This window comes from Desulfobaculum xiamenense (assembly GCF_011927665.1).
Taxonomy (GTDB): Bacteria; Desulfobacterota; Desulfovibrionia; order Desulfovibrionales; family Desulfovibrionaceae; genus Desulfobaculum; species Desulfobaculum xiamenense.
In genome coordinates this window covers 900651-927088 of sequence record NZ_JAATJA010000001.1, presented here as the reverse complement: position 1 = coordinate 927088, position 26438 = coordinate 900651, and the positions used below count along the sequence as shown (strand labels likewise).

Here is a 26438-nt window from a genome sequence, read left to right as displayed (position 1 = left end):
GCTACGCTAGCGGGTGTTTCGCAGAAAAGAATCAGGGGGAGTCTCCATGGAGGCTCCCCCTGTTTTTCGTCTTTTCGCGCGGAATATTCCGACCTACAATGCGGTCACGACGGCATCGAGGAGTCGGGACAGCTTTTGGGCCGAGGCTCCGGCCATGGCCAGCACGTCGTCGAGGGACGTTTCCTGCATGCAGTCTGGCAGGTTCTTGTTGGTCAGGCACGAGATGCCGAGGACGTCGAGCCCCATGTGGCGGGCGGCGATGACTTCGAGCACCGTGGACATGCCCACCGCGTCCGCACCCCAGATGCGGAAGGCGCGGGTTTCGGCGGGCGTTTCGAGGTTCGGCCCCACAAGGCCGAGGTACACGCCGCGTTCGAGGCGGATACCAAGCTCTGCGGCCTTGTCGAGCGCCAGCGCGCCGAGCTTTGGGCAGTAGGCGCGGCTCATGTCCGGGAAGCGTTCGCCCCAGTCGTCGTGATTCGGGCCGACGAGGGGATTGGCTCCGGTGAAATTGATGTGGTCGGTGATGAGCATCAGGCCGCCTGCGTCGAACTGCGGATTGAGCGCGCCCGCCGCGTTGGTCACGATGATGCGCGACACGCCGAGCGCGGCCATGGTGCGCACGCCCATGCATACGTCCGCCGGGGAGTTGCCCTCGTAGAGGTGGAAGCGCCCCTGTTGCAGCCAGACCTTGTGCCCGCCGATTTCGGCGGCCATGAGCCGCCCGGCGTGGCCGGGAACGGTGGAGCGGGGGAAGCCGGGAATGTCGGCGTAATCGAAGGCCTGCGAGCATTTCAGTTCGCCTGCCCATTCGCCGAGACCCGTGCCGAGAATGATGCCTGTGGCGGCCTCGTGCGGGGCCGTAAGGCTTTTCTGTATAAACGCTGCTGCCTGCTGGACTTTTTGCGGATTTTGCATGAATATTGACGAATTATTATGAAGGGTTCGAACGAAGGTAGGTAGAGGTACAGGGGCCATTGCCTTTGGATATTGTGTCCGGCTTGCCCCTTCGTGTCAACGCCCGCTCAGCTCAGGCGGTTTTCGTAGCTCATGGATATAGCAACACTTCTCGGGTCGATCATCGGTTTCGCTCTGGTCATCGGAGCTATCCTCCTCGGCGGCGACATGTCGCTGTTCATCAACCTGCCGGGGCTCATGATCGTGGTCGGCGGAACCTTCGCGGCCATTTGCGTCACGTTTCCGTTGCAGGATGTTCTCGACGCGCACATGGGCGCTCTGTCCCTGTTCATGAAAAAGAAGGGCAAGGTCGAGGATGTGGTGAACATCATGGTCCGCATCGCGGAGATCAGCCGCCGCGAGGGACTCATCGCGCTGGAGAACATCCAGACCGAGAACCCCATCCTCAAGAAGGCCTGTCAGCTCATCGCCGACAACGCCGACCCGCAGCTCATCCGCGACACGCTGATGATCGAGATCGGCACGATGAAGCGGCGGCACAGCATTTCCATCGAGGTTTTCCACAAGCTGGCCGGGTTCGGCCCAGCCTTCGGAATGATCGGTACGCTGATCGGCCTCGTGCAGATGCTCTCCAAGCTGGAGGACCCGGCCTCGCTCGGTCCGGCCATGGCCGTGGCCATTCTCACCACCTTCTACGGAACCATCATGGCGAACCTCATCTTCCTGCCCTTCGCGGGCAAGATGAAGGCCCGGACCTCGCAGGAGGAACTGCACCTGCAGATTATCTTCGAGGGCGCAAAGTCCATTCTGGAGAACAACAACCCCAGACTGGTCTACGAGAAGCTCTCGTCCTTCGAGCCACCCAAGGAGCGCAAGAGTGCCCGATGAAGAACTCAACTCTCTGGGATCAAGCGAATCCGAGGGCGAAAGCAACGAGTGGATAACGACATTCGCGGACCTTTCGCTCCTGCTGCTCGTCTTTTTCATTCTGCTGTTCTCCATGTCCACGCTCAACGTGCAGAAGTTTACGGACTCGTTCCTTTCCGTGCGCAAGGCGCTCGGCCAAAAGGAGGACAAGCTCATGACCGCGCCGGTCAAGAGCGAGGAGGCCGTGATCATGGACACCGTGCGCATGCAGAAGCAGCTTATCGAGGCGCAGCGCAAGGTGTTCTCCGACGTGCGGACCTTCATCACGAAGAAGGGCGTGGAGGGCGTGGTGGGCGCGGTGTTGGAGGAGGGCAAGATCACGCTTCGCCTGCCGGGCGATGTGCTCTTCGAATCCGGGCAGGTGGAGCTTTCCGAGCAGGGCCGGGCGCTGGTCGCGACGCTTCGCGATGTGCTGGTTAAGAATGTGGACCAGCAGATAAATATCGTGGGTCATTCCGATGACGTGCCGCCCTCGCGCAATAGCAGGTTCAAGGATAACTGGGAGATTTCAAGCTTGCGTGCGGTGTACGTTTTGCGCTATCTGATGCAACTCGGAATCGCCCAGGGACGGTTGACGGCGACAGGATTGGCTGATCTTCAGCCGATCTATCCCAACAACACCGCCGAGAACAGGGCCAAGAATCGGCGGGTTGAGCTGGTTCTTGAAAAGATCGTGAGCAGATAGATGATCGACGACTATTCGTTTTCTCTGGGTGACGAAGGTAACGGCGGTCAGCGCCGGGCGTTCCGGACGAAGATTCCGGGTCTTGAGGTCATCCTCAAGCCGACCGAGAAACGCTTCACCGTGCTGGACCTGAGCGCTATGGGGCTGGCTTTCAAGGACGCCACAAAGGGGTTCACCGAAGGCGAGCAACTGGAGTTCGATCTGCTCCTCAACAAGAAGCTCTTTCTTCCCGAGCTGAAGGCCCGAGTGATGCGCGTGCTGGATAACGGCATCATTGGTCTCAATTTCGAGAACAACGACCACCGCAAAGAGGCCCGCCTCGACAAGCTGGTTCTCGAAGTCCAGAAGCGCATGATCGCGCTCCGGAAGAAGGCGAGCAAACAAGGAACGTAAATCAGTGCTGAAGAAACACAAGGTCCTGGTGGCGAATCGCGGTGAGATCGCCATGCGGATTGTCCGGGCCTGCCAGAAGTTGGGCCTGGATTTCGTTTGTGTATACACCGCCGCGGACGAGGCGTCCGGACATGTTCGTCTGGCGCGCGAGCTTGGCGGTGAGGGCGCGCTGTATCGCATCTCCTCCTATCACGATGCCAATGAACTGCTCGCCGTGGCCGACGAATCCCACGCCACGGCCGTGCATCCCGGTTACGGGTTCTTCGCCGAGGACTTCCGCTTCGCGCGGCGCGTTACCCAGCGTCGCACCAGGCTGGAGTGGATCGGCCCATCGTGGCGGGTGATTCGCGAACTCGGCGACAAGATCAACACCAAGCGCCTCGCGCGAAGCCTTGGCGTGCCTACGGTTCCCGGTTCCGACCGCCCCATCTACGACGAGATGGAAGCCGAGGAGATTGCGGAAAACCTGTTCGCCTTTCAGGCGGAGCAGGGCGTGGAGCGCCCCGTGGTTCTGGTCAAGGCGTCGGCTGGCGGCGGCGGCATGGGTATCGAGGAAATCCATGACATGGACACCTTCCGCGCTATCTATCGTCGCATACGCAACTATGCAAAACGCCAGTTCGGAGACGAAGGCGTGCTGGTCGAACAGCGCATCTTCGACTTCAATCACCTTGAAGTGCAGGTTCTTGCGGACCGTCATGGAAGCGAGCCGCTGCATTTTGGCACACGCAATTGTTCCGTTCAGAGCACAGGTCGGCAGAAACGCATAGAAGTTGCTCCGGGTTTTGCGCCCGGCGAGCTGTCCTATGGTTTCGAGGCGCAGGAGCTGCTGGACGAGATTACCGGGCACTCCCTGTCCATGGCCCGCGAGGCGGGGTATGACAGCGTGGGAACCTGGGAGTGGATCGTGACCCCCAACGGCAAGCCGTTCCTCATGGAGGTCAACACCCGCATTCAGGTGGAGAACGGCGTTTCCGCCGCCATTTCCCGCGTGAATGGGCAGGATGGGACCGACCTCATCGCGGAGCAGATCCGCTGCGCGCTGGGCGAGAAGCTCGGTTACGGCCAGAAGGACATCGTCTTCGACGGCGTCGGCATCGAGTATCGTCTCATCGCGGAGGACCCGGCCAACAAGTTCTCCCCGTGGTGCGGCCGCATCGACCGTTTCTCGTGGAAGGACGAGCCGTGGCTGGCCGTGCATACGCAGGTGTCCACCACCGAGGCGTACCAGATTCCCACGGAATTCGACCCCAACCTCGCACTGGCGATCATCTGGGGACGCGACCTCGCCGAGGCCAAGGCCCGCGGCTTTGCGTTCCTTGACAACCTGGTGCTCGAGGGGCAGGATTCCGCAGGAAATGGCCTGCGCTCGAACGTGGAATTTCTGCGGGAGAAGACGGCCAACCTCCTCAAGTTCAGCTGATGCCGGCACAGCATCCGATACGATGCTGGCTCCAGCCGCGTGTGCGGCGTCCCCTTGCGGGGAAGTGAGCTGTCCCGACACCCAATCCAAAGACACGTTATGGACATTGAAAAGCGAATACAGGGCCTGCGCGACAGGTTGCAGTATATTCAGGACATCTTCGGGGCGAAGGAGAACGCGAATATCCAGCTTCTCCAGTCCAAGCTGAATGATTTCCTCGAACGCGAGCAGACCGCTTCGCAGTCCGAGAAGTCCAAGCAGCTTTCGGCCCTCGAAGACCTGTTCGAGTTTCTCGAAAGGAAGCTCGAACGTGATCTGACCCCCATGGACAAGGTGCGCATCGTCCGCCATCCCCAGCGCATCTGCCTCAAGGACATTCTTGAGAACGTCTATGACAACTATACCGAGCTTGGCGGACAGGACGAATACAACATCGATCCGAGCATGATCATTGCGCGGGCCTACATCACCCGTCGCGTTGGCGGCAAGGTGTACAACCAGCCCGTCATGGTCATCGGTCAGGAAAAGGGCCACGGTCAGGAATTCCGCAACGGCGGTTCCGTGAAGCCGTGGGGCAACGCCAAGGCCCTGCACTACATGAAGGTCGCCGAGACGGAGAACATCCCGATCCACACCTACGTGTTCACTCCGGGCGCGTTCCCCATCGAGGACAACCCCGGCGCCGCGCAGCAGATCGCCCGTAATCTGTACGAAATGGCGGGGCTGACCGTTCCGGTCATCACCTGCATTTCCGAGGGCGGTTCCGGCGGAGCCGAGGCCATCGCGCTTGCCGACCACAGGATGATGTTCTCCCACGGTTACTACTCGGTCATTTCCCCCGAGGGTGCAGCCGCCATTGAAGGCCGCCTGCGCTCGGGCGAGCGCGCCACGCCGGAGCTTATTGAAAGTTGCGCACGCAAGCTTAAGATGACCGCCGAGGACAACCGGGTCATGGGCTACGTGGACCAGATTCTCGGCGAGCCGGCGCTCGGCGCGCGTCCCAACCATTACGACTTCTTCAAGCTGCTGCGACAGGAAGTCATCCGCGCCACGGACAGCGTGGTACTCAACGTCAAGGGCTGGCGCTTCTTCCGCGCCATGACCCTCAGCTCGCGCCGCGCGCGCAAGAAGGGCAAGAGCGCAGAGGACATCTACGTCCGCTGGAGCCTGTCCTCCCGCGCTAAGGAGCGGCTGGTCTGGCGGCGCTATCAGCGCTTCCGCCGCATGAGCCTCAAGGCCTACATGGACGTCACTCCGTTCTCCGAACGCGCGAACAACGTGCTCGGCGAGTTGTGGTGGGATATCTATTCGTTCTTCAAGTACGACTTCATGCGCAAGCATCAGAAGAAGATATCCGGTGTCATGGAGGAGATCGGCGGCGAGATTCAGGTGGTGAAGGACAAGTTCTCCGCACCGCTCGAATGGATGCGCAAGCTTGCCGGAGCCGGAAGCACCGAAGCCGTGGTGACCGAGACCGAAAAGAGCCTGACTGAGCTGTCCTGCTGGGACGAAGGCTCCTGCGAACTCGGAAACGGCAGCTACTACGTCAGCCCGCAGGCCCGCGAGGACCGCGCCGTGACCTGCCCCAACGCGGCAACCCACGGCTGCGTGGACCTCTGGGCACCGGATCTCTTCGGAGACTTCGCTGGCGTGTGCTCCACCTGCGGACACCATTTCCGCATGGAATACCAGTGGTACCTGCATAACGTTTTCGATCAGGAATCCATCTACGAGTTCAGCCGCAATATCGAGTCCGGCAACCCCCTGTCCTTCGACGGGCTTGACGCCAAGCTCGAACAGGCCAAGGCCAAGACCGGCAAGAAGTGCGCCTGCACTACATTTGAGGCGCGCATCCACGGCGTGAACTGCGTGGTGGCCATGCTCATGGCTGACTTCCGCGGCGGTTCCGTGGGCGCGGCGGAGGGCGAGAAGTTCATCCGCGCGGCCGAGCGTGCCCGCAAGAAGCACTATCCCTTCATCGCCTATGTCCATGGCACCGCGGGCATCCGCATTCAGGAGGGCGTCAACGGCGTCATCCAGATGCCGCGCTGCACCATGGCCGTTCGGCGCTACATCGAGGCTGGCGGTCTGTACCTCGTGCTCTATGATACGAACTCCTACGCCGGACCGGTGGCGAGCTTCCTCGGGTGCTCGCCGTACCAGTTCGCCGTGCGTTCGGCCAACATCGGCTTTGCCGGTCGCGGCGTCATCAAGGAGACCACCGGTCTGGACATCCCGCCCAACTACCACGACGTGCATCAGGCGCTCTCGCGCGGGCACGTTCAGGGTATCTGGGACCGTCGGGAAATCCGCAAGAATCTGCATCAGGCCCTTCTGACCATGGGCGGCAGGAATCTGTACTACCGATAGCTTCGTGCGCCGGGACCGTGCGCGGTCCCGGCGCGCAGGCTTGCAGAAACGCAAGAGGATACTCTCGTGATAGACGTCAAGGCCCTATTGGAGGAAATGAAGGCCTCCCCCTTCGAGGTGGTGGAGGTTCGCGCTCCGCACACCGGCATCGTGGAATTCGTGGTCTCCGAACCGGGAGCCCAGGTCCACGGCACCACCGGCGTGTGGAACGAGAAGCCCGGAACGCTGCTGGCCAAGCTTGGCCGCGAGCACAATGCCAAGGCCATTCTCGCGCCCCTCAAGGGCGAGGTGGAAAAGGTCTTCCTCGAACACTCCGGTCGCTTCGTCGAGGCGGGAACCACGCTGTTCACGCTGCGGCACTACCTGACCAAGGACGAGGTCATTTCCGCCATCCTCAAGAAGACCCTGCACCTGTTCCACGCGCCCGAGCAGGCCAAGTACTACTTCACCCCGGAGATCGACACCAAGGTCAAGGCCTCCGGCTGCAAGTGCGTGCGCGTGCGCGAGGGCATGGATCTGTTCATTGTCTCCCGCATGAAGCGCGAGACCCCGCTGGCCTACGCCGGACCCGAGGGACTCATCTACGCCGTGTACTTCCAGCACAACGAGTCCGTCGCCGCGGGCGAGCCGCTCATCGGCGTCTGCCCGGAGGAGTTGCTTCCCGTCATTCAGGAAGTGGTCAACCGCGTGCAGGGCGAGTGGGAAGAGCGCTAGGAGGTAGCCATGGGAAAGATTCTTCAGATTCGCGTTTCGGCGGGGACTCCGTATCCCGATGACGTCAAACGTGCGTGGCCGCGCCTTTTCTCGCTGGCATGGCCGGAGACGAAGACGCCCGTCGCGCCCGGAGGCGGCCCTTGCGGGGTCATGGAACTCGTTCTCGCCCTTGACGACCAGGTGCGTTTTGGCATTAAAGACAAGAAGCTCACGGCGGCGCTCCGTGAAGACCTCGACAGGGCACTCGCTCTGAAGGAACGTCTCGAAGCCGCGCTGGGCGACTGGAAACCGGGCGATGCCAACGCGTTGAGCGTTGAGCTGGAAGACGCCCTCGACACCCTCGAACGCATCGCCCCGCAGCCGTAATGGCCGGGGCTTGAATCGAAAAATCGGGAGAATCTCATGGCTTCTTTGAACAAGGTGATGCTCATCGGCCGTCTGGGCCGCGACCCCGAACTGCGCTACACGCAGTCCGGCCAGCCCATCGCGAACCTTCGTCTGGCAACGGACGAGTCCTACACCAACCAGCAGGGCGAGCGCGTGGACCGCGCCGAGTGGCATTCCGTGGCCGTCTTCGGACGTCAGGCCGAGCCGTGCGGCAACTACCTGCGCAAGGGCAGCCTCGTCTACGTCGAGGGCAGCCTCCAGACCCGCAAGTGGCAGGGCCAGGACGGTTCTGACCGCTACACCACCGAGATCAAGGCGCAGCGCGTGCAGTTCCTTGATTCCAAGGGCGGCCAGCAGGGCAGCTACGAAGGCCCCCGCCAGTCCGGCGGCCAGCAGCAGCCCCGTCAGGGCGGCCAGCAGTCGTGGGGCGGCGGCAACCAGCAGCAGCGCGCCGAACAGCCCTTCCCCGATGAAGATCTCGGCCCGGCGTTCCCGTCCGAGGCGTCCGGCATGGACGACGTGCCGTTCTAAGCCGTTCGGATATGAATCAATCGAAACCGCCCGCAGGGACACCCTGTGGGCGGTTTTTTCGTGTGGAGACGTCCCTATTCGACTGGATACACTAGCCAAGTTAGAAGTCGTGCTGGAGGTGTGCCAGAGATCGTGTTAACAAGTCTGGTATCCCAAGGTTGGAGTCGCGCACGTCCTCTCGTGTTGTCGCTTGTTGGGGTGGAGGCGCTGCGGCTATTTGAGGACGCTCTCCAGCCAAGAATGAGCATTTTGTAAGTTGCCGGTGGTATGACTTTCAGAGAACTTTATTCTTCCGTAATGGTTGGAGTGACATGGCCTGGCTTTGTGGATTATATTAGGTTGGCGTTGTTGTGGTATTAGTTTTTAGGTTGTAGTCGTTGCTAACGGCTGTACGCTTGTTGCTATATTGCTTTGTTTTTTAAATTCTTTACGTAGGCAATTAAATGCAAGAGAAAATGACAAAGCAGACGCGATTTCGAATGTGTTTTTGTCTTCGGTCTTTTTACTTGGAAGCCGTTCAGCGTGCGGCTTATGAGCATAGTAATTTGTTCGCCTGCAATATTGGGCAGGATGAAGAATGTATTTGGGTCGAAATTGTCGAAGATGACTATCTTGTGACTGCTGAAATTGAAAAAAAGTTTCGTGAGGCCGTGTTGGATAACCAGTTGCGAATTGTTTTGGAAAATAAATTTGGGGCAATGAGAGACTTGTTAGTCGCTAAGGCGATAGAATCAAGTCTAAAGCTTCCTTTTGGAAGCCTGTCCCGCAAAGTGGAAGAATAATATGCAAGAGCCATATTTAATATTGCCATTTAATTTCCGAAGAAGGGGAGATCACGTACTAATTACTAATGATATTGGCGAATATCATTTTTTAAGCAATTATGACTTTAAAAAGTTTGTAAATATGCAGTTGGAAAGAAGCTGTGAGTTGTTTCTTGATTTGGAAAGTAAATTTTTCGTATGTAAAGAATTTAATGAAGCGTTACTTGGTCATTATTCAACGAGGTACAGAACGAAGAAGAGGTTTCTATTTGAATCTACATCTTTGCACATGATGGTTGTCACCCATAGGTGTAATCAGAAATGCTTGTATTGTCATGCTTCTGCGGCAAGCGATGATAGCTCCGTCGAAATCGATATGGGACCGGAGGTTGTAGAGGGGATAATTGATGCAATTTTTGAGAGTCCGTCTTCTTATGTTAAGATTGAATTTCAAGGAGGTGAACCACTCTTAAACTTTGATGCAGTTAAGCATGCTGTAAGATATGCAGAAGAAGTTGTTCCCAATGGTAGGGATGTTGGATTTGTGATTTGTACAAACCTTACTATGTTAAGCGACGAACAAATTGAATTCATCAACGAGCATGATATCGAAATTTCGACGTCTTTGGATGGCCCGGAAGCGCTGCATAATAGCTGTCGTCTCACAAAATGTGGGTATGGTACTTATCAATCTGTGGTAGACGGTGTGAATAGGCTTAGACATGGTGGGGTTGATAGGGTTGCTGCGCTTCTTACTATTCACAAGGGGAATGTTCATCGTCTGAAAGATGTGGTAGATGAATATGTTGCTAGAGGATTTAAGTCCATATTCTTACGGTCAATGAATCCGTATGGATATGCTTATGAAAACAAAAACGAGCTGTCGTATAGTGTTGAAACATTTCTTGATGCATATATAGATGCAATCCGGTATATCATTGAGATTAATAGGGGCGGGGTGGACTTCGCTGAAGAATATGCCTCTATTCTTCTTTCAAGGATTCTTACACCGTTTTCGTGTGGTTTTGTCGATTTGCAGTCTCCAGCTGGAGCTGCAATATGTGGGATGGTATACGAGACAAATGGGGATGTTTTTGTGTCCGATGAAGCTAGGATGCTTTGTAGAATGACAGGGGAACGGAATTTTTTTCTTGGGAATGTTTTGGAAGACAGTAGACAAGAGTGGTTTGTCAGCGAAAAGCTATATGATATTCTTAAAGATTCGGTAATCGAATCTCTGCCTGGATGCGCTTGGTGTGCGTATTCGCCTTACTGTGGTACTGACCCCGTTAGAAATTTTTTCGAACTTGGAAGGCGAATTAGCATTAAGCCAAAAGACCATCAGTGCCAAAAAAATAAAGCAGTGTTTGATTTTTTGATGGAGCTGCTTCGGTCGGATGATTCTTTTGTGGTTGACCTGTGTTGGGCTTGGGCGTGCCGACGCCCTTTGGGCGACGTGGTCGTGGAGTAATGTTATGCTAGCATATCGTGGAATAGCCTACAACATTGAAGGGTACGAGGTGGGGAGAGTCGATTTAGTCAAGGAAGATGATAAAGGTATTTCATACTTGCTTGCTTTTCCTGCGGAGAGGGGTTTTGGGTTGATTAGGTGCGGACAACCGAATGTAGGCGTTTTCACTAGTCCGGCGTGGTACAGTACACAGCGGATCATTTTGAAAGATGGCGATATAGTTAGAATAAATAGTGTGGGGGATTTGTTCGTTGTTTTTGAAAATAATTCTGATGAGAATGCTTTCTTGGTTACAGACAACTGTAATAGTAGATGTGTGATGTGTCCTCAGCCGCCTTGTGTGCATCAAAGGAAATTCTATGAAGAAGTAAAGGATATATTGTCTTTAGTAAATGTTGTCCCGGAAGTGATTGCTATTACTGGTGGTGAACCATTGCTATATTATGATGATTTTGTTCGCCTAATTGGGTATGTCAGGCAGTATTTGCCAGGAGCCAATATACAGCTTTTGACAAATGCACGAGTCTTGAAGGATGCGCAAAAAGCATTGGAAATCGTCGATGCTTCTGATGATAGCGTCACGTTCTGTGTTCCGTTGTATGCAGATACTCCTTTTGTGCATGATGCGTTGGTCGGTGTTAATGGAGCATTTTGGGAAACGATGGAGGCGTTGCATCATCTGGGCAAATTGTCAGCTAATATTGAACTGAGAAATGTCATTCTCTCCCCCAATGTTTCAAGGCTTCAGAAATGGGCAGATTTTGTTTCCAAAAATATGCCTTTTGTGGGGCGTGTGGCTCTAATGGGGATGGAGCCGATTGGCTTGGCAAGAAAGAATATTGAAACCCTATGGGTCGATCCAGTGGATTATCAAGATGAACTGAAAGAAGCCGTTAAAAATTTCGTGAGAACAGGGATTCCTGTGTCAATATTCAACCACCAGCTTTGCGTCGTTCATGAAGTCCTTTGGCAGTATTGTGTTAAATCAATATGCAATTGGAAAGTGAGGTATATTGACATGTGCACAGATTGCATGAAGAAAGAGTTATGCGGGGGGATTTTCTTCGCTGGTGTGGATAAACATAGCAGGGGAATTCAGGCTATAAAATAAATATTAGGGTGAGATTATGATCAAGGCTGGAAAAATGAAAGAAATTGCGCTAGCCGCAATTTTGGCTTCTTCAATAGGTGTAGATGCAGAACAAGGGTATGCGGGGCCGCCTAATCTTGAGGGCATTTCATCAGCCAATCAGCAAGATGATAGTCTTTTTTTTCTAGACTATGCGCAGCCAGACCAAAAATTGATGATTGCAGGGCATCGGAGCCATCGAAGTCACAGTAGTCACAGGAGCCATAGCAGTCATCGAAGCCATTATTCGTCCTCTGGGGGCTACTATTATAGCCCCGCTCCTAAGTCTCCCGTGAGTCCCAGCCCAATCTATTCCACCCCCAAGGTAGCCAAGGAAAAGCCTGTCTCTGCGCCTCAAGCTGCGCAATATTTAGTGGAGCAAATACAGAGGGGGTTAAAAAAACTCGGCTATCCTGTTGGGGAAGTGGATGGTAAGTTTGGAACTGCGACAAAACGTGCGATTTTGTTGTTTCAAATTGAGCATGGCTTGCCGACAGACGGGATTCCTAGTTCTAGCCTTCTTGAAAAAATCAACGCTACGATAGCCTTAACACCTTGACCCTCTTGGATTGGTTTGTTTTTTGGAATTCAACGGTAGATTGTGGAAATGCGGCCAGTGTTTCCTGTATTACGGGATAAAATAATATTATTGAGTGTCTAAACGGTAGGGGACACATTTAATATTGCGGAAGTAGTAATCTTTTCGTTTTGGATATTTTTAAAAAGTTATTAAGTATATTTTGATGTCTTTCGAATCCGATGCCTTCCAAAAACGTCTGTAATGCATCTCATCAAGTGGTTACTCCTCCAGTATATCTGAGTTGTGAGTTGGCCAGTATTCACGTCCCCGCCCCCCCCCCAATCCGCCCTATGGGCGTTTTCGCGAGAAAAACGCCTTGGCGGGGTGTGTCCGCGTGGTGACGAAGTGGTGGGGAGGCGTTGCCAGTGTTGCCTCGCGGGGTGGAGAGGGTACGACGCTATGCGAGGATATCCCCGAAAATCGCGGCATTTCGGCCTTGAATGGGGTGGGGGTTTTTGCTAGTACCGCGCACTCGATTGCTTGAAGACTTCAGGTGCGCCAGACCGGGCGCGCGAGGGAATCCGGTGCGAGTCCGGAGCGGTTCCGCCGCTGTGATTTATCCGTCTTCGATACGTCCTTTTGGGGCGTTTTGAAGTGGAATGAGCCAGCCACCCAGCCTGAAGCGTTCCCGTCCGGGGCGGATGCATGTCCGCCGAACCGAACGGGAATCGTTTCCATCCAACCTGCCCGCGGCCATGTCACGGATGTGCCGCCGGGAACAAAGATCATGGCATGACGGCTTTTCGGCCGCAGTGACCGCAGCGGACTCTTCCCTTGCGGCCTTGCGTGCCTCTTGTGCTGTCAGCGGAGACCCGATGCCCAAACAGATTCTCAAACGCGACGGATGTCTTGAAACCTGGTCCACCGACCGCATCGCCGGTGCAATCCTCAAAGCCCTCAATTCGAGCGGCATCAAGGACCCGCTGCTTTCCAAGCGCCTCGCCCGCAAGGTGCAGGAGAAGATCGACGCCGACGGCGTCGAGGTGCCCGAACAGGAGTACGTGCAGGATACCGTCCAGCAGGTGCTCATGGAGGCCCGCCTGTACGGCGTGGCTGAGCGCTACATCATCTACCGCGAGAAGCGTCGCGAGCTGCGGAACCAGAATCAGGCCTACATCGACATCTCCAAGATGATCGAGAGCTATCTCGACCGGTCCGATTGGCGCGTGAACGAGAATTCGAACATGGTCCATTCCTTCCAGGGCCTCATCCTGCACATGGCCGGTTCCGTTCAGGCGCGCTACGTGCTGGAGAAGTACCCCGAGGAAGTGAGGCAGGCCCATAATCACGGTTATTTCCACCTGCATGACCTGTCCTTTGGTCTTGCGGGCTACTGCTCCGGCTGGAGCCTTCGCGACCTGCTGCTGGAGGGCTTCAACCTCAAGGGCCGTTGTTCCTCGACCCCGCCCAAGCATTTCGATGCCGTGTGCGGACAGATGGTGAACTTCCTCGGTACGCTCCAGAACGAGTGGGCCGGTGCGCAGGCTTTCAACAACGTGGACACCTATCTCGCTCCCTTCGTGCGCCACGACAACCTGTCGTACCACGACGTGAAGCAGCAGATGCAGAAGCTCCTGCATAATCTGAACACCACGTCGCGCTGGGGCGGGCAGAGCCCGTTCACCAACTTCACCTTCGACTTCGTGCCGCCCAAGCACATGGCCAACGAGGCCGTCATCCTTGGCGGCAAGCTCATCGACTCCACCTACGGCGAGTATGCCGAGGAGATGGAGATGATCAACCGCGCCTTCCTCGAAGTCATGTTCGAGGGCGACGCCGACGGCCGCATCTTCTCCTTCCCGGTGCCGACCTACAACGTCACCGACGACTTCCCGTGGGAGAGCGAGGCTGGCAAGCTGCTGCTCAAGATGACCGCCCGCTATGGCGCGCCGTACTTCCAGAATTTCATCAACTCGGACCTGAATCCCGAGGACGTGCGTTCCATGTGCTGCCGCCTGCAGATGGACCTGCGCGAAATCCGCAAGAAGACCGGCGGTCTCTTCGGCGCGGGCGACCTGACCGGCTCCATCGGCGTGGTCACGCTCAACCTGCCCAAGCTGGCCTACCTCGCCAACAACGAGGAGGATTTCCTCGACCTCGTCACCGAGTACGCCACCCTTGCCAAGGATTCCCTCGAATTCAAGCGCAAGCTGGTCACCGCTAATCTTGAGGCGGGCATGTTCCCGTTCTCGCGCCGCTACCTGAAGAATGGCTACAAGGGCCACTTCTCCACCATCGGCGTCATCGGCGGTCACGAGGCGTGCCTGAACCTGCTCGGCAAGGGCATCGAGACCGAGTCCGGCCTGCGGCTCATGCGTCGCACGCTGGAGCACCTGCGCAAGCTTATCGTCGATTTCCAGGAGGAAACCGGCAACCTCTACAACCTCGAAGCGACCCCCGGCGAAGGGACCTGCTACCGCCTCGCCAAGATCGACAAGAGCCTGTACGAGGACATCCAGACCTCCGGCCACGACGTGCCGTACTACACCAACTCCACGCTTTTGCCCGTGGGCATCACCGATGACGTCATCGAGGCTCTGGAGCATCAGGACCAGCTCCAGACCATCTACAATGGCGGCACCGTGTTCCACACCTTCCTCGGCGAGGCCGCGCCCAGCGAGGAGAGCGTGAAGAGCTTCCTCATCCGCGCCATGGGCAACACCAAGATTCCCTATATCTCGGTGACGCCCACCTTCTCGGTGTGCAAGGACCACGGCTACATCTACGGCGAGCACTTCTCCTGCCCCACCTGCGGAGAGGAGACCGAGGTCTACACCCGCGTGGTCGGCTACTACCGCCCCGTGAACCGTTGGAACAAGGGCAAGCAGGAGGAGTACCGGGACCGTAAGGAATACTCCATGAACTCCTTCTGCGTGCGCGCGTAGCCCGCATCCGCACGGTGTGGACCTGCGGGGAGGCAATGCCATGATTCTCAATTCCCAACAGCTCACGGCGCTGCGCCAGCGCAACGACGAGGAGCTGCGCAAGGGGCAGTACGCCAAGCACGGCTACCCCGCGCACACCATCCGCGATCTGCTCCAGACCGTGGAGGCGCTGAAGAAGGAAAAGAAGAAGTGGCAGCGTCTGGCCACAGCGCGCGGCGAGGCGCTGGACGCCATCCGGGATCTCGCAGTGCGCAATGGTGGTGACGACGACTGACGCGCCGCCGGAATATCCGCTGACTGTACGGGCCGGGAGAGCATAGCTCTCCCGGCCCTTTTTGCGTCCGTCGCGCGGGGCGGAAAAATCTGTCCATCCGGCGGCGTGGCGCGTATAACCGAGGGTGGAGAATCGCGAACCGCAAACACCGGGATGGCGATATGCTGAAACTCGCGTCGTTCCTCGTGGCCGTGACGATGGTCGCAGAGCTTGCCTTGCCCACTTGCGCATGGGCCTATCTGGACCCCGGAACCGGAAGCATGCTGCTGCAATTGCTGCTTGGCGGAGTGGCCGGCCTGGCCGTGGTGCTCAAGCTGTTCTGGCATCGCATCCGGCGGCTGTTCCGCCCCGGTGAGCGTGATGACTGAGGGCCTGCGCCCTGTCGATGGCTCGTACCGGGAGGAGGGGAGCCGGGTATTCGCGGGCGGCGGGCGGATATGCCGCGCCCTCGATTCGCGTGGCTCGCGCGATCTGGAATCGCTCGCCTTGACGAAATTCTTCGCCGAGGCGCTGGCCGCCGGAAAGGTCGTCCAGACGTGGGTGCCGCCCGATGCCGACGCTCTGCTTGCCGCGCTGCCTGGGCAGTGGTCGGCGGTGGTGGAGCATGAGCCGGTTCCCGTGGTCAGCTATCCCTACGAATGGTCCTTTCCCATGCTGCGCGCGGCGGCCATGCTTCAGCTCGAACTGCTGCACGTCGCGCTTGGCGAGGGCTTCATCTGCGAGGACGCCACGCCCTACAACGTCCAGTGGAGCGGCGTGCGGCCCGTGTTCGTGGATGTGAGTTCCCTCCGCCCGCATGCGCAGGGCGACCCATGGCAGGGCTACCGCCAGTTCTGCCAGCTCTATCTCTATCCCCTTATGCTCGAAGCCTATCGGGGGGTGGCGTTTCAGCCGCTCCTGCGCGGTTGTCTCGAAGGCCTCGCTCCGGAGGACATGTCCCGCCTGTTTGGGTGGGGCGACATCCTGCGGCGTGGCGTGATGACGCATGTGCTGCTGCATGCCACGCTGTCGCGGGCCTACGGTGGACGTGGGGGCGACGTGCGCGGACAGCTTGAGCGCGGCGGCTTTTCGGTGGAGGCCATCCGAAACAACGTGCGAGGACTCCACGCCATCGTGCGCAATCTTTCGTCGGCCCGGATGGATTCCGAATGGTCCGGATACGCGGAGTGCGAGAGCTACGGCGAGGGCGGGCTGGAAGCCAAGACCGCCTTCGTGGAGAAATGGACCGCCTCGCGCGAATGGGGCACGGTGTGGGATGTGGGGGCGAATCGCGGGCTGTTTTCGCGCATCGCCGCTCGTCATGCGCGCCACGTGTTGGCGCTGGATGCCGACGCCGCCGTCTCCGGCGCGCTCTTCGACGCCCTTGCGAAGGAGGACGTCGGCAACGTCACGCCGCTCGTCTACCGTTTCAACGATCCTTCGCCGGGGCTGGGCTGGCGCGGTCGCGAGCGGTCGCCGCTGGTCGAGCGCGCCAGGCCGTCGCTGGTGATGCTTCTGGCCGTGGTCCACCACCTGTGCATCACGGCCAACATTCCTGTGGGCGAACTCATGGCCTGCCTGCGCGAACTCGGGGGGGGCGTCATCGTGGAATTCGTGGAGCGCGAGGACGAGAAGGTCCAGCTCCTCATGCGCAACAAGCGCAAGGAACACGCGGACTACTGCCGCGAGGTCTTCGAGCGCGAGCTGTCGGCCCGCTTTCGAGTCCTGGCGAGGCAGGAGCTACCTGGTTCTCCGCGCATTCTCTATTTCGCCGAACCGCTTTCCTGATTCATCCGCCGCGTGTCGCGCCCATCGAGGGTGCGTTGAATGGCGGCGTGGTTGCCCGTGAAGCCGAGGCGCATGCCGCCAAGCTCCGACGGCGGGACGAAGCGCCCCGTGGTCGGCACGTGGTAGAACGTCGTCTCAACGGCGTTGCGCCCGGCCGTCATTTCGTCGATTCCCATCCCTTGCGCGGGGTTGCGCATGAAGCGGTTCAACCCCGGTCGGATATCCCCCTGCCAGACCAGCGCCTCGCTCATGCGTAGCTCTCCGCGTGCGTCAGGTTCGCGAACCATGAACATGGGATTGAAGTTGCCGCCGTTGGTTTCCCCGTGCCCATGGTCGGCGATGTACAGGACGAGGCTGCGGTCCAGCACGCCAAGCTCGTCGAGCCGCCGGGTGAGGCTGCGCATCATTTCAAGCCCGTAGGCGAGCGTCGCGTCCTCGTCCGGTTCGGCGAGGATGCTTCCGTCCTCGTCGAAGACGTAGGGGCTGTGTGTGAGGAGCGAATGGAAGAAGAGAATCTTGCGCGGCACGGTGCCCACGCGCAGGCTGTCGCGCCAGCGCACGAAGGCCCGACGGGACTTGAGCATGATGTCCATGTCGTGCGCGGTGACGCCTCGGGGGCGATTGGCGCGTGCGCGGGCCTCGGGCCTGCCGGATTCGCCGCGCAGGGCTTGCCGCATGTCGCGCAGTGCTTCGCGTAGCGAGGTCAGGAAGTAGCGCGGGATGATGCGTTCGAGGCTGGCGCTCATGTGGCGGGCGTAGGTGTACACCGGGGCGAGGGATGTCGAATCGTGCTCGTGCCAGTGCAGGCAGGAGGTGAACGGAATGCCGGTGCGCGGCATGGAGGCGTAGAAGGCCCCGGCGGGGTTGTAGCCATGGCTGGGCGCGTCGGTGAAGAACGAGTCCGCGTAGGCCGCGTCGAAGATGGCGTTGACGGTGTCGCCCGCGTGCAGCGGTGCCGTGTCGCCCGAGAAAATGACCGGCAGCGTGAAGTAGGTGCTCCCGGCTACGCATGCGGCATTCGGATACAGGATGAAGCCTTCGAATCCGCGTCGCAGTTCCGGGCGCGTCATGAACAGGCGCTCCACGGCGCGCCCGGGGACGTTGTCGAACAGGGCGATGATGATGTTGCGCTCGTGCCCGAGGGTCATGCCCCGTTCCGTGTTCGACTGCCGGGCCGCGAGGGCGATTTCGTTTTCGGAATGGACGAAGCCCGCCACCCACAGCGCCAGCCCGAAGGTCACCGCAAGGATGCACAGGTTCAGGATGCGCGTTAAGTCCGGCCGCAGCCGGTGCAGGACGTACGCTGCGGCGAGGATGACCGCCAACTGAATGCATGAGGTGACGGTGCGCAGGTCCGGGCTTGTGGCCGGGGCGCGCCCGGCCAGCGGTTCGGCATGCACGGGTAGGAATACGGTGATGATGGCGAGGCCGAGGGCCAACGAAGCGCACAGCCGTGCCATGCGGTCCATGCCGAGTGGGATTGCGGCGAGGCGCATGACCACGAAGGCCACAAGGCTTGCGGCGAGGCCGACGCTGATGATCGTGTCTCGCGTGGCGAGCACGTCGTTCAGGTTGGTGATGTAGACACCAAGGGGAAGCAGCAGGAAGAGGACGCAGCCCGGTGCGGCCAACTCCACCAGATGCCAGACGGGATTCCTGTCCATGCCGATGCTCCGGTTGTCGCGACGTTGGGGCGGGCGCAGGGCATCCCGCCATCATGTCATGTTGGGACAATCGGGGCACGGGGTCAACCGTGGCGATGGGAAAGGCCGGGAGACACGCGCACCCGGATGGTCTGTGGCTGCCGGGTGCGCGTGCGGTGGCCCGCTAGCGGGCGCGGAATTTGGAACTGATGTCGCCGGAGAGTTCGCCGTTCTGGAAGTCGAGGGTCTTGACGGAGCCGCCCTCGGAGAAGTCGAGAGCGTCGAAGCTGATCCAGCTGAGCTTGCGATTGTGAAGGGTGCGGACGTAGACGGTTTTGCCCTTCATGTCGGTGACAATATCCCACAGCGTGCAGCCGTGCTCGAAGACCGGGGGCACTGTAAGCGTCTGGAGTGCGGCGGTGGCGAAGTCCACGGCCTCTGCGCGGGTTTCGGCCTTGGGCAGGTGCTTGGCGTAGTAGGCACCGCGGACGAAGCGGTCCATGGGTTCTTGTCCACCGGGGATGGGCCGCTTGCCGCCGAAGTCCTCGAAGGCCGCCAGATCGCGCACGCTCTGCGCGTAGGGCGTGTTGGTCAGCACCGGGATGTCGGTGGCGGGCGTCACCACGATGTTCCCGTCGAGGAATTCGATGATCGCGCTTGCGCCGGTGGCGTCGTGCACGAAGAGGTGGAGCATGAGTTCGAGCCTGGTGGTGGGCAGCGCGGTGACCCGGTACGCGCCGGAGCGCAGATCGGCGGTCAGTTCGTCGATGGTGGCGAAGCGGTCCAGCGCGTACTGGATGAGCGAGGTGATGCACAGCACGGTGCCGCCGGAGCCTTTCGGCATCACGGATTCGGGCAGGTAGTAGGTGCCGACCTTGAGGCCCGCCTCGTTCATGCCGTCCACGCCGGTCATGGTCTGACGTTCGCCGGGCAGCGGCATGGCCACGTTGAAGACCACGCTGCCGTATGTGCTGGTCCACGCGAGGGCTGTTTCGTCCGGCTTGACGAAGTTGGTGGTGCGCGTCACCCCACGGGGGCTCTTAACGGCCTCGCCCTCGCCGAACATGAAGTCGAAGGTGCGGGCGGAAACGGGGTGCTCTCCGCCGACGAAGATTTCGGAACAGGCCATGGCCGAGGTGGTGCCCGCGATGGCGAGCGCCAGAACGAACGCGAGGATGCCTGCATGGCGCATGCGGTTGCGCATGAATTGTCTCCTTGGTTGCGCGGAGATGCTCCGCGTTGGGTGAAAGACGTGTATCTATATGATTTTGGGATGAAATGTCAGTTGTTTTGCATACGGTTGCCGAGGTTGCAGTCGCGCACGCAAATAACGTTTGGTGGGTTTAGTGCAGCAGCATCAGCGAAAGCTGTGGAAGGTAGGTGATGGCCAGTACCGTGGCAAGCAGGATGAAAAAGAACGGCAGCGTGGCGCGATAGATGGTGAGGATGGGTGAATCGAAGCGGTAGCTGGCTATGAACAGGTTCATGCCTACGGGCGGCGTCATGTAGCCTATCTGCATGTTGGCGAGGAAGATGATGCCCAGATGTATAGGGTCCACGCCGTAGCCTACGGCCACGGGCAGGATGATGGGCACCACGAGGACCAGCGCGGAGAAGATGTCGAGCACCGCTCCGAGCGCCAGTAGGAAGACGTTGAGCAGCACGAGGAAGGTCATCCGGTCCGAGATGTGGGCGCGGATGAAGTCGAAGAGTCGGGTGGGCACGTCGGCGTCGATCATGGTGTTGGTGGAGGCGAGCGACATGCCAACGATGATGAGGATGCCGCCAACGAGGAGCATGGACTTGCGCATCAGACCCCGCAGGGTTGGCAGGTCGATCTCGCGCAGGACGAGGACCTCGGCTACGACAACGTACAGGGCTGTCACCGCCGCGGCTTCGGAGATGGCGAAGATGCCGCCGTAGATGCCGCCGAGCACGATGATGGGCAGCGGAATCTCCCACGCGGCCTCGCGGCAGGCGGCGCGGATTTCAGTCCACGAGAACTGCGCCAGTGGCGTGCGATTGTGGCGGTTTGCCCACAGGCACCACAGCGACAGTGCAACCAGCATCAGAAGCCCCGGCAGAATTCCGGCCAGAAAGATGTCGTCGATGGATATGCCTGCGGCGGATGCGCTCTGCTGGGCCACGATGCCGTAGAGGATGAGCGGGAGCGACGGCGCGAAGAGAAGCCCCAGACTGCCGGACGTCGCGACGAGGCCGAGGCTGAAGCGTTCGGCGTAGCCCGCCTGTTTCAGCGCCGGGTACAGCAGCGCGCCAAGGGCGATGATCGTCACGCCGGAGGCCCCGGTAAAGGCCGTAAATAGGGCGCTTGCCGCCAGCGCCACCACGGCGAGTCCCCCCGGCATCCAGCCGATGAACGCCTGTGTGAGCCGTACCAGCCGCCCGGGTGCGCCGGATTCGCTGAGCACGTAGCCCGCGAAGGTGAAGAGTGGAATGGCGAGAAGCACCGGAGTTTCCGCGATGCGGTAGAACTCGATGGACAGTGCGGCGAGGTCGATGTCGCTGTGATGGTAGCCAAGCATGGCCCCGGCGGCGATGACGGCGAAGAGCGGCGCGCCGAGAAGCGCCAGAAGGGCGAGGGCGAGACCTGTGGCGATCATTCGGGCGCTCCATGCCGTACAAGGCCGGAAATGAGCGCGCGCAGGTGCTGGGCGAAGAACGTTGCATAGCGCCACGCGATACATCCGAAGCCGAGCGGAATGGCCGTCTGGAATATCCACGCGGGCGCGCCGCCGAGGGCGAGGGTGCCGAATTCGGCTTCCATGAGCGTGAAGCGTGCGCCGTGCCATGCGGCCACGGCGCAGACGACGACGGTGAAGAGGTCCGTGATGACGCGCACCGCCAATCGGGCGCGAAGCGGCAGAATCCGGGCCAGCGCGTCGATGGTGATGTGGTTGTCGTCACGGCTGGCGGCTACGGCTCCGGCCATGGTCATGAGTAGAACGAGGATTCGCAGCAGTTCATCCAGCCAGATGGCACCCGTCAGACCGACGTTGCGTAGGGCGATCGGCGCAGCGCTGAGCGCGAGAAGTACCGAAAGCAGTGCGATGATGCATCCGTTTTCAATTGCGCAGCCGATTCGGTGCAGACGGTGGCTCATCACGCTTCGGGCAGTCATGGCGTTGCCGGGGCACGCAGGGCGTCGAGCAGGGACTGGATTTCGAGATAGTGTGTCCTGTCGAACAGTCCTTCGTCGGCCAGCCTGTCGGTGACGGAACGCGCGACACCGCGTGCCCATTCGAGGTCTTCGGCGTTCGGCTCCACGAATGTCAGCCCCTGTGCGACGAGCGCATTAGCCGCATCCTGATTGTCCTTGCGGTTGGAGATGTCGAAGTTTCGCATGACCGTGCCGAACACGTCCTCCAGCGTTTTCTGGTCCGCCTCGTTCAGTTTCGAGAAGATGCGGGCATCGATGGCCATGGTGCCGAAGGTGAAGGTGATGGGCGTGTTGGTGATGGCGCGCACGCGCGTGTGCCATTGCAGGATGATCGCCCCGGAGGGCGGCGCGGCTACGATGTCCAAGAGACCAGCCTGAAGGCCGGTAAGCACGTCCGTGATGGGCAGGGTGACGGGCGCGATGCCGAGGGCTTCCATGACGGCGTAGCCCATGCGGTCGCCTTCAGGAATCCAGACCTTGCGCCCCTTAATGGCCTCGAAGTGCGTGATGGGCGCGTCCCCCATGAGCATGGCCGCGCCGCCGCTGGCGAAGCCGAAGCTCACGAAGCCCGCGTCGGCAAGGGCCTTGAGCAGTACAGCGTCGAACTTCGCGCGGACATGGTCGATTTCGTCGTCCGAGCGGTAGGTCAGCGGCAGGCCGTAGAGGTTCAGGTCCGGGCAGACGTCCGCAAGTTGGCCGAGGGTGAACATCCCGCCCTGCAATTGGCCGATGCGAATTTTGCGCAGCACGCTTTTCTCGTTGCCCATGACTCCGCCGCCGTAGAACTTGAAGGCGACGCGTCCGTCGGTCTGGCGGGTGATCGCCTCGGCTGCCGCGCGCATGGTGTTCATCCATTCGGAGCCTTCGGGCGCGGCCGTGGCGATCTTGATCGTCTGGGCCGCGTGCGTCGCGCTGGCGCAGGCGATCATCACGAAGAGAGCGAGCAGGGCGAGTACAGGACGTGAGCTTCGCATCGGGCATCTCCGTCAGGTTGGCGAGGGATCAGAAATGGCTGTCCGCAGTGGCTGCGAGCTGCCTGGCGCGTCGGATGGCCATCGTGTTCAGGAGCGTGAGGCCTTTTTCGCGCGGGTCGGCTGCGAGCACCTCGGCGATGAGCCGGTCGTGCAGTTCCCTGTCGTACATGAGGCGCGCGTAACCTGCCGCAAAGGCGACCTTTGCGCCGAGGTCCCGCCCCTTCGAGATTTCAATGGCGCGTTCGAAATGCTTGCGCCCGAGTTCTGGATGCCCGCCGAGCGACGGGGGGCGCAGTGTGTGCAGGATGCCGAGATAGACGTGGGGCGAGCCGTTGTCGTAGCGCTCGTTGAGCGCGACGATGCGCTCCAGCGCGCTCTGGAGGCGGGGAAGATCGGCAAGGGCGTTCCAGTCGCCGCGCCGGGCCTGAATCCACGCCAGATTTCCTACGACGAAAGCATTGAGCGCCGGTACGGCGTTCACTTCCGCCTTGGCGAGCTGTCTTTCGAATTCCTCGTGGTGCATCGCCGAAAGGTCGCACAGTGTGGGCAGGCTGGCGCAGAGTGCCCGGTTGCCATACTGGCGGGCGCGCTCGGCAAGGCGCGTGGCCCGGTCCGCCGAGGGAGCGAAGAGGGCCGAGTAGACGGCGTAGAGCTTGGCCCCCGCCGCCAGCATGGACGGATCGCGAGGAGAGGCCTCGATGAAGCTGTCCGCCAGCAGCAGGAAGGCAGGAGCGCCATCTCGAACGGTTTCCGGGTCGTCCTGATTGAGGATGGCGAGGGAGAGCGCGTTGCCCATGCGGGCCGAGGAGTAGGGCACGCACCCGCAGACGATGACGAGTGCCGCGCACAGAAGCGCAAGCGCGCAGCCGGAGGCCGCTTTTGGCTGGGGGCGGGATGTATCGGTCACGGGTATGAACCTTCCGATGCATGGGGTGTCATCCGGTATACGTCATTGATAGAATAGCGGAAAGATGGGCCAGCGGGCAAGGGTGTGCGGCGGCTCGGGAGGACATTCGTCGGCGGGCGCCTGCGGATGAGCCCTGAATGGGCGCGGAGTGGGGAAGCAGGATCGGGCTGGGCACGCGCCTGCATCAAGGGTGGAAGGCTGTTTGGTAAAACAAAGATGCGTTTTTCTGTGTGGTGGCATTTGTGAAAAATGCGATAACATCGGCCATATTGCAGTTGCGGGGCATCGTTTTAGCCCCTGCTGCAATGCCCAATTGCGATTGGTGCAAAAAAACCTGTTGACGGAATTCTTGGGTCGTATATAAAGGGTCAATTCCGACGTGAATGGCGCCCGTTCCATCGTGGCGAACATCGTGCCATTCGCCCCGCAAAACCCTACGTGTTGTTCAGGGATGGCGGGGAAGTCAAACTTCTTTTTTTTGGAGTAATTAACTTGTCCAAGAACATCTATGTCGGCAATCTGACCTGGGGCGCTACTGATGCGGACCTTCGTTCCCTGTTCTCCCAGTACGGCGAAGTGACCTCCGCCCGTGTCATCGAAGATCGCGAGACCGGCCGCTCCCGTGGCTTCGGCTTCGTTGAGATGGAAGACAACGGCGCGCTGCAGGCCATCCAGGAGCTGAACGGAACCAAGTTCCAGGGCCGTGACCTCAAGGTCAACGAAGCCCAGCCCCGCGAGAGCCGTCCCCGCCGCTTCTAGTCGGCGATAGAGCACGACGATCATCAAGCCCTCTGGAGAAATCCGGAGGGCTTTTTGGTTTTGTGGCGTGAGCCGGTCGAGGGCGCGAGGAGCCGAGACGGGGAAGCTCGTATGACATTGGGGCGGGCTGAACTTTGGCCGTTGGCTCCGATGGAAGATCTTTATTCTCGATGGAAGCGCTGGGGCTTGAACAATCCTGCCGTGTCGCAAAACGCTTTTTTCGGGGGGAGACCCGATAGCCTTTGTCTTCATGGCGGACGACTTCTGTCTCGGGCACGACGTGCCCACGGTCAACAAGCATCACAACAAAAAAACGCGGAGGACCCGATCGGGTGCCTCCGCGTTTGCGGTTTTTGGTGGAAGATTGTTATCAGTCCGTGCAGCAGCAGGTGCCCTTGGCGCTGGCGGCGCGGGTGGCGAAGTAGGCGCGGGTTTCCGCGACCACAACACCCGACAGGCCGAGCAGGCCGATGAGGTTCGGGATGGCCATGAGGCCGTTCACGATGTCGGCGAGCAGCCAGATGGCTTCGAGCTTCAGGAACGCGCCCGATGCCACGAGCAGGATGTACACGATTTTGAACGGGCGGATGCCCTTGACGCCCACGAGGTATTCCGTGCAGCGCTCGCCGTAGTAGTTCCAGCCGAGGATGGTGGTGAAGGCGAAGAACATGAGGCCGATGGTGACCACGTACTGGCCGAGCTGCGTGCCGAGGCCGATGTTGAAGGCGGCGTTGGTCATGTCCGCTCCGGCGAGATTCGGGTCGTTCCACGTGCCGGTCATCACGAGCACCACGCCCGTCATCGTGCAGATGACGATGGTGTCGAAGAAGGTGCCGGTCATGGAGATGAGTCCCTGACGCACGCAGGAGTCGGTACGCGCCGCCGCTGCGGCGATGGGTGCGCTGCCGAGGCCGGATTCGTTGGAGAACACGCCTCGGGCAACGCCGTTTCGCATGGCGAGGAGCATGGTCACGCCCACCGCTCCGCCGAAGGCCGCTTCCGGCGCGAAGGCGGATTCGATGATGAGCGCAACGGTCGCGGGCAGCTTGTCGAGGTTCAGCACGAGAATGGTGAGCGAGGCCAGAATGTAGAAGATGGCCATGAACGGCACGATGCGTCTGGCCGTCTCGGAGATGCGGCGGATGCCACCGAGGGTGACCATTGCCACCAGCGTGGTCAGCACTGCGGCGGTGACGAGCTTCGGAATGCCGAAGGCTCCGGCCGAGGCGTCGGTGATGGCGTTCACCTGCGGGAAGGTGCCGATGCCGAGGAAGGCCACGCCGATGCCGAACACCGCGAACATGCGGGCGAGGAAGCGGTTACCGAGTCCTCGCTCCAGATAGTACATGGGGCCGCCGGACATCTGGCCGTTCTCGTCGGTGACGCGGTACTTCACGGCCAGCAAAGCTTCGGCGTACTTGGTGGCCATGCCGAAGAACGCGGCCAGCCACATCCAGAACAGCGCGCCCGGGCCGCCAGCCTTGAGGGCCGTGGCCACGCCGACGATGTTGCCCGTGCCGATGGTCGCGGACAGAGCCGTGCACAGCGCGGCGAAGGGGGATACGTCGCCGGGGTGAGCCGTGTCCTTCTCGCGGGTGAAGACGTACTTGAGCGCCAATGGCAGCTTGAATACCTGCAACAGTCCGAGGCGGACGGTGAGGTAGGCTCCGGTGCCCACGAGCAGGAAGAGAAGCGGGGGGCCCCAGACGAACGAGTCGATGCGGTCAAGTAGCTGCAACAATTCCATTTCTGATGTTAC

25 protein-coding genes and 1 riboswitch are annotated in these 26438 nt (G+C 59.8%); of the genes, 17 read left to right on the top strand and 8 right to left on the bottom strand.

Annotated elements, in window-relative coordinates:
- Positions 1 to 93: 93 nt before the first annotated feature.
- Complete coding sequence (locus tag GGQ74_RS04190; protein WP_167940269.1) at positions 94 to 918, bottom strand: purine-nucleoside phosphorylase; 825 nt, start codon at positions 916 to 918, stop codon at positions 94 to 96.
- Between the two features lie 132 nt (positions 919 to 1050).
- Between GGQ74_RS04190 and GGQ74_RS04185 the strand changes: the two genes are divergently transcribed.
- The 16 genes from GGQ74_RS04185 to GGQ74_RS04110 all read left to right on the top strand — a co-directional run bounded on the left by GGQ74_RS04185 (position 1051) and on the right by GGQ74_RS04110 (position 17218).
- On the top strand, positions 1051 to 1806 hold the full coding sequence (locus GGQ74_RS04185; protein WP_167940268.1) for a motility protein A: 756 nt from the start codon (positions 1051 to 1053) through the stop codon (positions 1804 to 1806).
- On the top strand, positions 1796 to 2530 hold the full coding sequence (locus GGQ74_RS04180) for an OmpA family protein (protein ID WP_167940267.1): 735 nt from the start codon (positions 1796 to 1798) through the stop codon (positions 2528 to 2530). The genes GGQ74_RS04185 and GGQ74_RS04180 overlap by 11 nt, the downstream gene beginning before the upstream one ends.
- Complete coding sequence (locus GGQ74_RS04175) at positions 2531 to 2923, top strand: PilZ domain-containing protein (protein WP_167940266.1); 393 nt, start codon at positions 2531 to 2533, stop codon at positions 2921 to 2923.
- Positions 2924 to 2927: 4 nt separating this feature from the next.
- Positions 2928 to 4346 carry an ATP-binding protein gene (locus GGQ74_RS04170; RefSeq protein ID WP_342448576.1) on the top strand — a complete coding sequence of 473 codons (1419 nt, stop codon included), beginning with the start codon at positions 2928 to 2930 and terminating at the stop codon, positions 4344 to 4346.
- 99 nt (positions 4347 to 4445) lie between these two features.
- Complete coding sequence (locus GGQ74_RS04165; RefSeq protein ID WP_167940265.1) at positions 4446 to 6716, top strand: carboxyl transferase domain-containing protein; 2271 nt, start codon at positions 4446 to 4448, stop codon at positions 6714 to 6716.
- 66 nt (positions 6717 to 6782) lie between these two features.
- Complete coding sequence (locus GGQ74_RS04160) at positions 6783 to 7430, top strand: biotin attachment protein (RefSeq protein ID WP_167940264.1); 648 nt, start codon at positions 6783 to 6785, stop codon at positions 7428 to 7430.
- 9 nt (positions 7431 to 7439) lie between these two features.
- Complete coding sequence (locus GGQ74_RS04155) at positions 7440 to 7796, top strand: hypothetical protein (RefSeq protein WP_167940263.1); 357 nt, start codon at positions 7440 to 7442, stop codon at positions 7794 to 7796.
- 36 nt (positions 7797 to 7832) lie between these two features.
- A complete protein-coding gene (locus GGQ74_RS04150) occupies positions 7833 to 8348 on the top strand; it encodes a single-stranded DNA-binding protein (RefSeq protein WP_167940262.1) in 516 nt (171 codons plus the stop codon).
- A gap of 506 nt (positions 8349 to 8854) precedes the next feature.
- Positions 8855 to 9130 (top strand): hypothetical protein, encoded by a 276-nt coding sequence (locus GGQ74_RS04145; protein WP_167940261.1) that lies wholly within the window; start codon positions 8855 to 8857, stop codon positions 9128 to 9130.
- A gap of 1 nt (position 9131) precedes the next feature.
- On the top strand, positions 9132 to 10583 hold the full coding sequence (hxsB, locus tag GGQ74_RS04140) for a His-Xaa-Ser system radical SAM maturase HxsB (protein WP_167940260.1): 1452 nt from the start codon (positions 9132 to 9134) through the stop codon (positions 10581 to 10583).
- A gap of 4 nt (positions 10584 to 10587) precedes the next feature.
- Entirely contained in the window at positions 10588 to 11694 is a 1107-nt protein-coding gene (hxsC, locus tag GGQ74_RS04135; protein ID WP_167940259.1) for a His-Xaa-Ser system radical SAM maturase HxsC, read from the top strand.
- A 16-nt stretch (positions 11695 to 11710) separates the two neighbouring features.
- The gene (locus GGQ74_RS04130) at positions 11711 to 12271 is read left to right on the top strand and encodes a peptidoglycan-binding protein (protein WP_167940258.1); all 561 of its coding nucleotides are present in this window, start codon (positions 11711 to 11713) and stop codon (positions 12269 to 12271) included.
- A gap of 495 nt (positions 12272 to 12766) precedes the next feature.
- Positions 12767 to 12927, top strand: a riboswitch (cobalamin riboswitch).
- A 180-nt stretch (positions 12928 to 13107) separates the two neighbouring features.
- Positions 13108 to 15177, top strand: a complete 2070-nt coding sequence (locus tag GGQ74_RS04125) for a ribonucleoside triphosphate reductase (protein WP_167940257.1) — start codon at positions 13108 to 13110, stop codon at positions 15175 to 15177.
- Positions 15178 to 15217: 40 nt separating this feature from the next.
- Entirely contained in the window at positions 15218 to 15451 is a 234-nt protein-coding gene (locus tag GGQ74_RS04120; protein WP_167940256.1) for a hypothetical protein, read from the top strand.
- Positions 15452 to 15612: 161 nt separating this feature from the next.
- Positions 15613 to 15819: a hypothetical protein gene (locus GGQ74_RS04115; protein WP_167939500.1), complete on the top strand. Its 207-nt coding sequence runs from the start codon at positions 15613 to 15615 to the stop codon at positions 15817 to 15819.
- On the top strand, positions 15812 to 17218 hold the full coding sequence (locus tag GGQ74_RS04110) for a methyltransferase (protein ID WP_167940255.1): 1407 nt from the start codon (positions 15812 to 15814) through the stop codon (positions 17216 to 17218). Before GGQ74_RS04115 ends, GGQ74_RS04110 begins: the two co-directional genes overlap by 8 nt.
- On the opposite strand, the gene GGQ74_RS04105 is transcribed toward GGQ74_RS04110, so the two are convergent.
- The 6 genes from GGQ74_RS04105 to GGQ74_RS04080 all read right to left on the bottom strand — a co-directional run bounded on the left by GGQ74_RS04105 (position 17194) and on the right by GGQ74_RS04080 (position 23920).
- On the bottom strand, positions 17194 to 18882 hold the full coding sequence (locus GGQ74_RS04105) for a hypothetical protein (RefSeq protein ID WP_167940254.1): 1689 nt from the start codon (positions 18880 to 18882) through the stop codon (positions 17194 to 17196). The two genes, GGQ74_RS04110 and GGQ74_RS04105, sit on opposite strands and share 25 nt — an antisense overlap.
- 163 nt (positions 18883 to 19045) lie before the next feature.
- Positions 19046 to 20065: a linear amide C-N hydrolase gene (locus GGQ74_RS04100; protein WP_167940253.1), complete on the bottom strand. Its 1020-nt coding sequence runs from the start codon at positions 20063 to 20065 to the stop codon at positions 19046 to 19048.
- A 139-nt stretch (positions 20066 to 20204) separates the two neighbouring features.
- Positions 20205 to 21482, bottom strand: coding sequence for a TRAP transporter large permease (locus tag GGQ74_RS04095; RefSeq protein ID WP_167940252.1), 1278 nt, complete (start codon positions 21480 to 21482; stop codon positions 20205 to 20207).
- Positions 21479 to 22000, bottom strand: coding sequence for a TRAP transporter small permease (locus GGQ74_RS04090; protein ID WP_167940251.1), 522 nt, complete (start codon positions 21998 to 22000; stop codon positions 21479 to 21481). The genes GGQ74_RS04095 and GGQ74_RS04090 overlap by 4 nt, the downstream gene beginning before the upstream one ends.
- A complete protein-coding gene (gene dctP, locus GGQ74_RS04085) occupies positions 21997 to 23013 on the bottom strand; it encodes a TRAP transporter substrate-binding protein DctP (protein ID WP_167940250.1) in 1017 nt (338 codons plus the stop codon). Before dctP ends, GGQ74_RS04090 begins: the two co-directional genes overlap by 4 nt.
- A 28-nt stretch (positions 23014 to 23041) precedes the next feature.
- Entirely contained in the window at positions 23042 to 23920 is an 879-nt protein-coding gene (locus GGQ74_RS04080; protein WP_167940249.1) for a TRAP transporter TatT component family protein, read from the bottom strand.
- A 492-nt stretch (positions 23921 to 24412) separates the two neighbouring features.
- On the opposite strand from GGQ74_RS04080, the gene GGQ74_RS04075 reads away from it, so the two are divergent.
- On the top strand, positions 24413 to 24679 hold the full coding sequence (locus GGQ74_RS04075) for an RNA recognition motif domain-containing protein (protein WP_167940248.1): 267 nt from the start codon (positions 24413 to 24415) through the stop codon (positions 24677 to 24679).
- A 370-nt stretch (positions 24680 to 25049) separates the two neighbouring features.
- Here GGQ74_RS04075 and GGQ74_RS04070 read toward each other — a convergent pair whose 3' ends face one another.
- Complete coding sequence (locus GGQ74_RS04070; RefSeq protein ID WP_167940247.1) at positions 25050 to 26426, bottom strand: alanine/glycine:cation symporter family protein; 1377 nt, start codon at positions 26424 to 26426, stop codon at positions 25050 to 25052.
- Positions 26427 to 26438: the final 12 nt, after the last annotated feature.